Below are 10,307 nucleotides of genomic sequence, written 5' to 3'. Positions count from 1 at the left end.
GCTCTACCCCCATGAACCCCGGTAGAGCCGACCGTTGGTCGGCTGCCACAAACCCGGCAGAGCAACCACTACCCAGCCGCCACCCCCGGCGCCCGATTGGCCCCCGCGCCCGAAACGCGCGATAATCCGCCACCGCACCTGCGGAACGACACCCCGTCACGAGACCAGCGCACCGGTCATCGGCGGGGCTTTTTCGTTTCCGGTCGCTACAGATTCGGACAACAGGAAGATCCAATGAAGTCGATTTGCGTTTACTGTGGTTCCAACCCCGGCAGCAAGCCGGTCTACACCGAGCGCGCCATCGCGCTGGGCGACCGCATCGCCCGCGACGGCCTGCGCCTGGTCTACGGCGGCGGCAACGTCGGCCTGATGGGCACCGTGGCCAACGCCGTGCTCGCCGGCGGCGGTGAGGTCACCGGCGTGATCCCGCAGCAGCTGGCGGACTGGGAAGTGGCCCACCGTGGCCTGACCGAGCTGGAAATCGTCGGTTCGATGCACGAGCGCAAGTCGCGCATGTTCGATCTGTCCGATGCGTTCGTCGCCCTGCCCGGCGGCTTCGGCACCATGGAAGAAATCTTCGAGATGCTGACCTGGCGCCAGCTGGGCATCGGCAACAAGCCCTGCGCGTTCCTGGATGTGGACGGCTTCTATGCCCCGCTGATCGGCATGATCGATCGCATGGTCGAAGAGCGCTTCCTGCACCCGGCCCAGCGCGCGGACCTGTGGTATGGCTCGGACATCGATGAAATGCTGGCCTGGATGCGTGCCTACGAGCCGGCGCAGGCCTCCAAGTGGATCGACGAAAAGCGGGCCAACGCGCTGCGTTGATGCCTGCGGCCCCGCGACGGTTCAGGCCGTCGCGGGGGTCACCATCGGGGCCGGCCGGCCGAGCAGATAGCCCTGGCCGTAATCGCAGCCGAGCTGCAGCAGCGTATCGTGCTGGGCCTGGGTTTCGATGCCCTCGCCCACCGTTTCGATGCCCAGCGTGCGCGCCAGTGACAGCACGCCCTGCACCAGCGCGTGCGTGCTCTGCATGTCATGGCCGTGCAGGCCGGCGATGAAGGATTGGTCGATCTTCAGCGTCGAGATCGGGAACCGGTGCAGGTAGGACAGCGCCGAGAAGCCGGTGCCGAAATCATCCAGCTGCACCAGCACCCCGCGCTCACGCAGGGTCTGCAGGATGCGCAGCGTGCGCGGGCCATCATCCAGCAGCGCCACCTCGGTGATCTCCAGCCGCAACCGGTGCGGATCGGCGCCGGCCGCTTCGATCAGGCCGAACAGGCGCGTACTGAAATCGGCCGAGCGGAAGTGCCGCGGCGACACATTGACGGACAGATACCCACGGCCACCGCGCGCGAGCTGGGTGATCACCTGTTCGTACAGCAACCAGTCCACCTGTTCGATCAGGCCGCTCTCTTCGCCCAGATCCAGGAACGCACTCGGCAGCAGCAGCCCGCGGCGCTCGTGCTGCCAGCGCAACAGTGCTTCGTGGCCGACCAGCTCACCATCGCTGAGCCGCACGATCGGCTGATAGAACGGCATGAAATCCCGGTTGATGATGGCCCGGCGCAGGTCCGCCTCCAGGTCCAGGCTGCGCAGTGCCTGCTCGCGCATCGCCTCATCGAACACGGCGCAGCGATCATTGCCCTGCGCCTTGGCGCGGTACATCGCCGCATCCGCATCGCGCACCAGTTCCTCGCCGTTGCGGTAACGCGGGTTCCACATGGCGATACCCAGGCTGCCCGAGGGGAACAGTTCGCGCCCCTTCACCCACATCGATTCTTCCAGCGCCACCAGCATGCGCTGGGAAAACTCCAGCGCCGAGGCCAGGCCATCGCCGCACTGGAGCAGGATCGCGAACTCATCCCCGCCCAGCCGTGCGACCACATCCTGTGCGGAGATCATCGAGACGATGCGCTTGGCCACCTCCACCAGCATCTGGTCACCAGCAGCATGGCCGATGCTGTCATTGACCAGCTTGAACCGGTCCAGGTCCAGGAACAGCACGGCAAAGCCCTGGCTTTCGTTGTCGCGCGCACGCACGATCGCGTCTTCCAACCGGTCCAGCAGATGCAGGCGATTGGGCAGTCCAGTCAGCGCGTCGTGCATGGCCTGGTGGGTGAGGCGCTGTTCGGCACGCAGGCGCTCGCCGATCTGGCCCAGCAGCTTGTCGTTGACGTCGGCCAGCTCGCGGGTGCGCTCGTCCACGCGCTTTTCCAGATCGGCATGCGCGTTGCGCAACCGCTCCTGGTCACGCTGGCGCGCCAGTCCGTTGCCGATGTTCTGTGCCACGAAGGTCAGCAGCCGCTGGTCGTGCACGGTGAACACCACCTCCGGTGAATAACTCTGCACCACGATCACGCCGACCACATCGTCATCACTCAACAACGGCACACCCAGCCAGCAGTTCGAGCGCGCACCGAACTCGCGCACCACGCCACTGTCGCGCATCGCATCGATGCGCTCACGCGTGGCCAGCAGCGGTTGCCGGTTGCGCACGATGAACTCGGTCAGGCCTTCGCTGAAGGGCCGTGGTGCGCGCGAGGGGTTGTACTCATCCACCGAGTACACGAACTCCAGCCCATCCCCGCGTTCATTGACCAGCGCGATATAGAAGTTGCGCGCATCCAGCAGCGTGCCGACGACGCCATGTACCTGGCCGTAGTACTGCGACAGCGACTCGGCGCTCATCGCCAGCTCGGCGATGTTGAACAGCGCCATCTGCAGTTTCTCAGCACGGCGGCGCTCGACCACCTCCTCCTGCAGATTGCGGTTGGCACGCTGCAGCTCGACCGTGCGGCGCTCGACCTGCCGCTCCAACTGCACCTGCGCCTGGCGCCGGTCCATCGCGGTCAGGATGTGCTGGGCGACATAGCCCAGCAGGGTGCGGTCGGCCTCGCCATAGCGCGCGCGGTGTTCGTAGCTCTGCACCACGATCGCGCCGCACACGCGCCCATCGCGCAGCATCGGCACGCCCAGCCAGTCCAGGCTTTCCGGGCCGCGCTCGGGGTCATGTTCGTCATCAAGGACGGCCAGCAGTTCCCGCGAGGGACCGCTCAACGGCTCACCATGCCGCAGCAGCGCGAAGGTGAGGCTGCGTGGCATTTCATGCTCTTCGTAGCTGCGATCCGGGTCGGCAACGAAATCATCTTTCTGATCGGCGAAATACAGGAAGCGGACCCGGTGGCGGATGTCGTCGTATTCGACGATGAAACAGTTCTGCGCGTACATCAGCGAATTGAGCACGCGATGGAAGTGGCGCAGCATCTCGGCCATTTCCAGGTCCGCACCGGCCAGATCGGCGATTTCATAGAGCGCCTGCTGCAGGCGTTTGGAGTCTTCCAGGGAGGCGATCTCGCGGCGCTGCCGCGCCAGCAGCAGGGTGCTCTGGAACAGGGAGCGCGCCAACGCCCACCAGGTGTCCGGCGGTGTCGTCCCGGCGGCCGGGGTCACGTCCAGCGTCAGGGCGGCGCCGCTGTGGTTCCAGCACTGCTGCAGCGCCATGCCGGCCGAGGCCGCCTGACGCCGCGCGGGACCAGGGCCCGCCGGCGGGCTGCGGCCCTCAGGATGGGCCAGGGCACCCTCGCCCAGCACCGGATCCGACCAGGCCAGCGTGATCGCCGCCCCTGCCGGCAACAGGGCGCACAACGCCGTGGCGACCGCGGCAGGGATCACCGCATCACCGTCCCGTTGCACTGAAGAGGTCACCATCTGGCTGGTCACGTTGCTCATCTCTCGCGTGCCGACTGCCCGGCACCGCCCCTGTCCTGCGAGCATAACGCGCGGACCGGGGGGCAATGGAAGCGCTTCAACCCCGTCCGGCGCTGCTGGACGTTGTTCGTGCTGTGCCCCAGGTCATCACCATGCCATCCCGCTCTGCCGCCCCGCGCGCCATCGACTATGCGAACACCCCCGCAGCGCTTACTCTGTGCGGCGTGGACGCCCTTGCCCTGCCGACCGATGAAGCGCTGATGCTGGCCTGGGCCGGCGGCGACCTGCGTGCATTCGAGGCGCTGTATGGCCGTCATCGCGGCCGTCTGTACAGCTTCCTGCTGCGCCAGCTGCGCGACGGCGCGCTGGCCGATGAGATGTTCCAGGACGTCTGGCAGCGCGTGATCGCTGCGCGCGCCGGCTGGCAGCCGGACGCCGCCTTCACCACCTGGCTGTTCCGGATCGCCCACAACCGCCTCAACGACCACTGGCGTGCGGCCAGGCACCGGCCTGCAGCCCCGATCGACGCCGATGAGCGGGTCGCGGCGATCGCCGATGCGCGCACGCCGGAAACCCAGCTGTCCGAGTTCGAACAACGCCGCCAGCTGCAGCTGGCCATGGAGCAGCTGCCGCCCGAGCAGCGCGAGGTCCTGCAGTTGCGCCTGGAACAGGAACTGAGCCTGGAAGAGATTGCCGAGATCACCGGTGTCGGCCGTGAGACAGTCAAATCACGGCTGCGCTATGCCATGGACAAACTGCGGACGGGGTTGAGCGGATGAACCGCCCGGATCCACTGACCCCGGAAGAACGCGAACTGGCCCGGCTGCTGGGTCGCCCGAGTGCCACCGGCCCGGCGCCGGCGATCGACGAGGCGGTGCTTGCGGCCGCCCGTACGGCAGTGGAAGCACCGGCCGCAGACGCTGCCACCTGGACGCTGCCGCCGGACACCGCCGTGCCTGCGCGACGGCCGCGCTCACGCCTGCCGGCCGTGTTCGGGCTGGCCGCCTCGGTGATCTTCGCCGTGGGCATCGCCTGGCAGCTCAAGCCCGAAGACCCGCCCGCCCCGCCGTTGGCCGAACCGGTCGCCGCAACGGCATCCAGCACCGCGGTGACCGGGACTGCGCCGGCGATGGAGGCCGCGCCGCCACCGCCCCCCGCCGCGGCACCGCCGGCGGTCCAGCAGCCGCGCGCGGCAAAGACAACGGCGCTCGAACCTGCCCCAGCCGCCGCACCGCCTGCGACCGAGCGTGGGCGGGACATGTCCTCGCCCCGCCCCGAGGCCATCGCCGCGCCCGCACCGCCCGCCCCGGCACCGGTGCAGGCCCCGGCGCCAATGAGGTCGGCCCCGGCACCGCAGGCAGCCTCGGGGTATGCCATGGACACAAGCGAACCGGCGCTGGACAGCGTCGTGGTGACCGGTTCGACGATCGAGCGCGCTGCGCCGCGTGCCGCACTCAAAAACGCACCGCCGGCCAAACCCGCACCCAGCGCTCCCGGCGTGATGCGCCGCGCCGCCGCGCCGATGGCGGCCCCCGCCTCGCCTGACGATGCCGTGCAGGCTTTGCATCAGGCCGTCGCTGCCGATGCCAGCCTGCCGCGCAAGCAGTGGCTCAAGCGCATCCGCGAGCGGCGTGATGCCGGCGATGTGGATACCGCACGTGCCAGCCTGGAGCGTTATCTGCAGCAGTACCCGGAAGTGCGCATCCCGCGCGATCTCCGCCAGCTGCTCGAGAACTGACGCGGCGCGTACGGTGATCAGGCATCCCCACTAGAATGATGGGAATGCCCGATACGCTCGCCACCCCCGTCAGCCACAGCCTGGAGATCAAGCACAGCCGCTTCATCGCCCATGCCGCGCCAATCCAGCATGCAGCCGCTGCGTTGGCGTTCCTGCAGCAGGTCGCCGTCGCCGATGCCACCCACAACTGCTGGGCCTACCGCTACGGCAACGACTACCGCTCCAGCGACGACGGCGAGCCGTCCGGCACCGCCGGACGCCCGATCCTGGCCGCCATTGATGGCCAGGGCTTCGATCGCGTGATGGTCGTGGTGACACGCTGGTACGGCGGCATCAAGCTCGGTGCCGGCGGCCTGGTCCGTGCTTATGGCGGCACTGCCGCCGAGTGCCTGCGGGTAGCCCCGCGGCTGCCCCTGATCGCCATGGCCGAGCTGGACGTGCAGGCCGGCTTCGAGGATCTGGGCCCGCTGCATGCCGCCCTGGGCGCCCATCTGGCCGAGAAAGTGGACGAAGCGTTCACCGCCGACGGCGTGAACCTGCACCTGCGCTTGCCGGCAGATCAGGTCGAACCGTTGAAAAACCGCCTCCGCGACGCCACTCGTGATCGTGTCCGTATTGAATCCCGCATCGAACCAGGCCCATCGAATGACTGACGCACCCGTTCCGAACGACACGCCGATGCGCCGATTGGGCAGCTTGAACACCTTGTGGCCGTTCGTCCGCCGGCACGTTGGGCTGTTCAGCGCCTGGCTGGTGGCCTTGGCGGTGTCCTCGGTGGCCACCCTGAGCCTGCCGGTCGCGGTGCGCCAGATGATCGACCACGGCTTCACCAGCGGCGGCCAGATCAACAAGGCCTTCGCGCTGCTGTTCCTGGTCGCGGTGGTGCTGGCCCTGGCCACCGCCGCGCGCTTCTTCTTCGTCTCGCTGCTGGGCGAAAAGGTGGTCGCCGATCTGCGCAGCCGCCTGTACGCCCATCTGATCACGCTGGGTGCCGGCTTCCACGACCGCAGCCGCAGCGGCGAGCTGGTCTCGCGCCTGACCGCCGACAGCGAACTGCTGCGCAGCGTGATCGGCTCGACCATGTCGGTGGCCCTGCGCAGCAGCGTGACCGTGGTCGGCAGCCTGGTGATGCTGTTCGTGACCAGCCCGCACCTGGCGGCGTGGTCGCTGGTCGGCATTCCGCTGGCGGTGTTGCCGATCATCATCGGCGCCCGCCGCCTGCGCAACATCGCGCGCGCCAGCCAGGACCGCATCGCCGATGCCAACAGCCTGGCCTCGGAAACCCTGGGGGCGGTACGCACCGTCCAGGCCCACGCCCGCGAACCGTATGAGCGCGGCCGCTTCAATGCCGCGCTGGGCGATGCGATCGGTGCCGCACGCCGCCGCATCCGCGCCCAGTCGATCGTCACCGCCAGCGCCATCGTGCTGGTGTTCGGCGCCATCGTCGGCGTGCTGTGGCTGGGCGCGCACGAGGTGATCGACGGCAACATGAGCGCCGGTACGCTGGGCCAGTTCGTGCTGTATGCGCTGATCGGCGGCGGTTCGGTCGGCGCGCTGGCCGAGGTCTGGAACGAGCTGCAGCGTGCGTCGGGTGGCATGGGTCGCATCGCCGAACTGCTGCAGGAAGACGTGGAGATCACTGCCCCGGCCCATCCCACCGCGTTGCCGCAGCCACTGCGCGGCGAGATCCGTTTCGAGGATGTGGTGTTCCACTACCCGCAGCGCCCGGATACCGCTGCGCTGGACCATGTGGATCTGCACGTGCGCCCGGGTGAAACGGTCGCGCTGGTCGGCCCCTCCGGCGCAGGCAAGAGCACCATCCTGTCGATGCTGCTGCGCTTCCACGATCCCGCGGCCGGTCGCATCCTGGTCGATGGCGTGGATCTGCGCGAGGTCGATCCGGCGCAGCTGCGCGAACAGCTGGCGCTGGTGCCGCAGCAGCCGACCCTGTTTGCCAGCAGTGCGTTCGAGAACATCCGCTATGGCCGCCTGGAGGCAACGGACGAGGAAGTGCAGCGCGCGGCCGAAGCCGCGGAGGCCGATGAATTCCTGCAGGCCCTGCCCGAAGGCTATGCCAGCGAGCTGGGCGAGCGCGGTGCGCGCCTGTCCGGCGGCCAGCAGCAGCGCATCGCGATCGCGCGCGCCCTGCTCAAGGACGCCCCGATCCTGCTGCTCGATGAAGCCACCAGTGCACTGGATGCACAAAGCGAGCGCGCGGTGCAGCAGGCGCTGGAGCGGTTGATGGCCGGTCGCACCACGCTGGTGATCGCGCACCGCCTGGCCACCGTGCTGAAGGCTGACCGCATCGTGGTCATGGACCACGGCCGCATCGTCGCCCAGGGCACGCATGCCGAGCTGCTGGCCGAGGGCGGTCTCTACGCCGAACTGGCGCGTCTGCAATTCATCGATTGATGACGGGCCGGTAACACCGGCCATCGCATCCTGCAGCCCTCACTGGATGCGCTGCAGGAGGTGTTTCATGTCGTTCCGACAGTTCCCCGCCACCGACGCCAACGGCGACGATTACGTCATCATCGAGTTCAAGGATGAGCAGGCAGATGCCGCTCCAGGCACCGGCCAGAGCGCGCGTTACGAGCTGGCCGATGGCCGCCATCTGATCCGCGACGGCCGTGAGTTCCGGACGGCAGGCGGCGAGCTCACCCTCGTCACCTGAGGCGTTGAAAAAAAGTTACGCGGATGTTGGTCAATTTTTGACCAAGCATCTTGACAGCCTTTTACTGCAAGGCGCGTACGCACTTATCCACATGTTTGTGCGCAGATCATCCACACCCCCTGTGGATGAATGCTGCAGCGCACCGTGTCAGCGCACCAGCACGCGGCCGATACCCGAGGCATCGATCTCGATGGCCGCCGCCTGCAGCGCGAGGGCATCGCTGCCCACCACGAACCCCACCCGGAAGTGCACCTCGCCTGCCGGCGTCCGCGAGGAATGGATCGAGGCCAGGCTGACGCCGTGCCGCTCGAACACATGCAGCAACTCACGCAGTGAACCGGGCCGGTCTTCGGGCAGGTGCACGCTGATCGCGTTGCGTTCGGTCAGATCGGCCAGCAGGTAGCCGACCCGCTCGAAGGTGTAGTTGCCGTCGGCCAGCACCTCCGCACCCATGCTGTCACGGTTGTCCAGCAGCAACTGCTGGCGGAACGCCGCGCGCGCCGCGTCATCGCCCTGCTCCAGCTGTGCCCGCAACTGCTGCAACTGCGCCAACAGGCGGTCCAGCATCGGCGCCACGTGCGGGTTGCCGAACTGGATGTCTTCGTAGATCGCCGGATTGAGCGAGAGGATGCGCGCGATGATCGCGGTATCCAGCTCGAACGAGGCCGAGCGGTACGGCATCAAGGCCGGCAAGGCACCGAGTATCGGCGCGTACTCGCGCAGCACACCGGCCTGGGCCAGGTGGGTGGCATGCACCATCGCCTGCACCAGCGCCATGACCTGGTCGTGATGCTCGGGCGTGGCACGTACGCACTCCGCCTCCAGTGCCTCGCACAGCTGCTGCACGAACGGCTGCCACTGCGTCAGGCGCGCCTCGCAGACCACCATCACCCTGCCCTTCAGCGTCGGTGCCTTGGGCGGAGCCGTCATCGGATGCAGCCCCACCACCTCGGCCTGCGAAGCGAGCATCGCCTCGACCGGGGCCGATTTGACCGAGGTGACATCCAACCACAGACGACCGGCTTCGCGACCAGCCGAGCGCGCAACGTACTCGGCGATCAACGCGGGCGTGTGCCGGATCGGCGCCGAGAAGATCAACACGTCGGCGCGATCAAGCAGCGTTTCCGGACTGTCCGACGCGGGGTCGGCCGGGTCATGGCCGATCACTTCCAGGCCGAAGCGTTGCTCCAGGAAGCGGCGCAGCCAGCGCCCGTAGGCACCGTCGCTGCCGACGATGCCAACCACCGGTGTCAGACTCACGCCAGGCGCTCGGCGACGAAGCGATCCGGCAGTGCCAGTGCCGCCGGCGCCGCCGCCAGCACATCGAACTCTTCATGCCCGTTGGCCAGCGTGGTCTCCAGCGCGACATGCACGCCGGCGATGGCGCGTGAGATCGCCTGTTCGAAGGTTTCCCCACGCAGCAGGAACGCGACCAGCAACGACATCAGCACATCGCCGGTGCCGGCGACGTCCACCGGCAGATGCGGCGAGGACCAGCGCCAGATCGCGTCGCGGCTCACCGCGAGCGTGACCAGCTGACCCGGATCGCCGCCGACGCTGTGCGCCAGCACCCACTCGGGACCGCGCGCCAACAGCGCCTGCGAGGCGGCGATCGCATCGTCCTGGGCCAGGCTGGGCATGCCGGTCAGGCGGCCGAGTTCAAAGGCATTCGGCGTGACCAGCCAGGCATGCGGCAGCAGGCGTTCGGCAAAAACTTTTTCCAGGCCCGGCTCGACGTAAGGGCCGGTGTGGGTGTCGCCAATCACCGGGTCCAGGCAATAACGCAGCTGCGGCGAAGACGGCAGCACCGCATCGAGCCAGTCGGCGAAGGCCGCCCCATTGCCGACACTGCCGAAATAGCCGGAGACCAGCATGCGGGCGCGCTGCGGCAGGCCGCGCTCACCCGCGCCCAGCAGCAGATCGGCGAACCAGTCCGAGGGCAGCACGCGGCCGCGCGTGGTTTCGTAGAACGGCGCATTGCTGAGCAGCGTGGTGGGGATTTCGGCCACGCGCACGCCCAGCGCGCGCAGCGGCGGCACGGCCGCGCTGTTGCCGGCATAGCCGTAAACGAGCTGGGACTGCACCGAGATGACGTCGACCGGCGACGGACCGTCCGGGCGCTGGCGGCGGCCGTGGACCAGGTGGCTTTCGAGGGATTCGTTCATGACGACATTTTACGCCCGG

The 10,307-nt window shown here is 68.1% G+C and carries 9 protein-coding genes; 6 read left to right on the top strand and 3 right to left on the bottom strand.

What is annotated here, in order from left to right:
* The first annotated feature begins 234 nt into the window (after positions 1-234).
* Positions 235-828 carry a TIGR00730 family Rossman fold protein gene (locus ABE546_RS16330; RefSeq protein ID WP_019183145.1) on the top strand — a complete coding sequence of 198 codons (594 nt, stop codon included), beginning with the start codon at positions 235-237 and terminating at the stop codon, positions 826-828.
* A 21-nt stretch (positions 829-849) separates the two neighbouring features.
* Here ABE546_RS16330 and ABE546_RS16325 read toward each other — a convergent pair whose 3' ends face one another.
* A complete protein-coding gene (locus ABE546_RS16325) occupies positions 850-3,732 on the bottom strand; it encodes an EAL domain-containing protein (RefSeq protein WP_346464499.1) in 2,883 nt (960 codons plus the stop codon).
* A 203-nt stretch (positions 3,733-3,935) separates the two neighbouring features.
* On the opposite strand from ABE546_RS16325, the gene ABE546_RS16320 reads away from it, so the two are divergent.
* The 5 genes from ABE546_RS16320 to ABE546_RS16300 all read left to right on the top strand — a co-directional run bounded on the left by ABE546_RS16320 (position 3,936) and on the right by ABE546_RS16300 (position 8,123).
* Positions 3,936-4,490: an RNA polymerase sigma factor gene (locus tag ABE546_RS16320; protein WP_346464501.1), complete on the top strand. Its 555-nt coding sequence runs from the start codon at positions 3,936-3,938 to the stop codon at positions 4,488-4,490.
* A complete protein-coding gene (locus ABE546_RS16315) occupies positions 4,487-5,449 on the top strand; it encodes a hypothetical protein (protein ID WP_346464498.1) in 963 nt (320 codons plus the stop codon). The genes ABE546_RS16320 and ABE546_RS16315 overlap by 4 nt, the downstream gene beginning before the upstream one ends.
* A 44-nt stretch (positions 5,450-5,493) precedes the next feature.
* Complete coding sequence (locus tag ABE546_RS16310; protein WP_313211568.1) at positions 5,494-6,102, top strand: YigZ family protein; 609 nt, start codon at positions 5,494-5,496, stop codon at positions 6,100-6,102.
* A complete protein-coding gene (locus tag ABE546_RS16305) occupies positions 6,095-7,861 on the top strand; it encodes an ABC transporter transmembrane domain-containing protein (RefSeq protein WP_346464497.1) in 1,767 nt (588 codons plus the stop codon). The genes ABE546_RS16310 and ABE546_RS16305 overlap by 8 nt, the downstream gene beginning before the upstream one ends.
* Positions 7,862-7,928: 67 nt before the next feature.
* Positions 7,929-8,123 carry a hypothetical protein gene (locus ABE546_RS16300; RefSeq protein ID WP_313211565.1) on the top strand — a complete coding sequence of 65 codons (195 nt, stop codon included), beginning with the start codon at positions 7,929-7,931 and terminating at the stop codon, positions 8,121-8,123.
* Positions 8,124-8,270: 147 nt separating this feature from the next.
* Here the strand turns inward: ABE546_RS16300 and ABE546_RS16295 are convergent, their stop codons facing one another.
* Both ABE546_RS16295 and pdxY read right to left on the bottom strand, forming a co-directional pair.
* A complete protein-coding gene (locus ABE546_RS16295; RefSeq protein ID WP_346464496.1) occupies positions 8,271-9,383 on the bottom strand; it encodes a prephenate dehydrogenase in 1,113 nt (370 codons plus the stop codon).
* Positions 9,380-10,288, bottom strand: coding sequence for a pyridoxal kinase (gene pdxY / locus ABE546_RS16290; RefSeq protein ID WP_313218022.1), 909 nt, complete (start codon positions 10,286-10,288; stop codon positions 9,380-9,382). The genes ABE546_RS16295 and pdxY overlap by 4 nt, the downstream gene beginning before the upstream one ends.
* Positions 10,289-10,307: the final 19 nt, after the last annotated feature.

Origin of the sequence: Stenotrophomonas sp. TWI377 (assembly GCF_039674525.1) — a bacterium.
Taxonomy (GTDB): domain Bacteria; phylum Pseudomonadota; class Gammaproteobacteria; order Xanthomonadales; family Xanthomonadaceae; genus Stenotrophomonas.
This window is presented reverse-complemented; position numbering and strand designations above follow the sequence as displayed.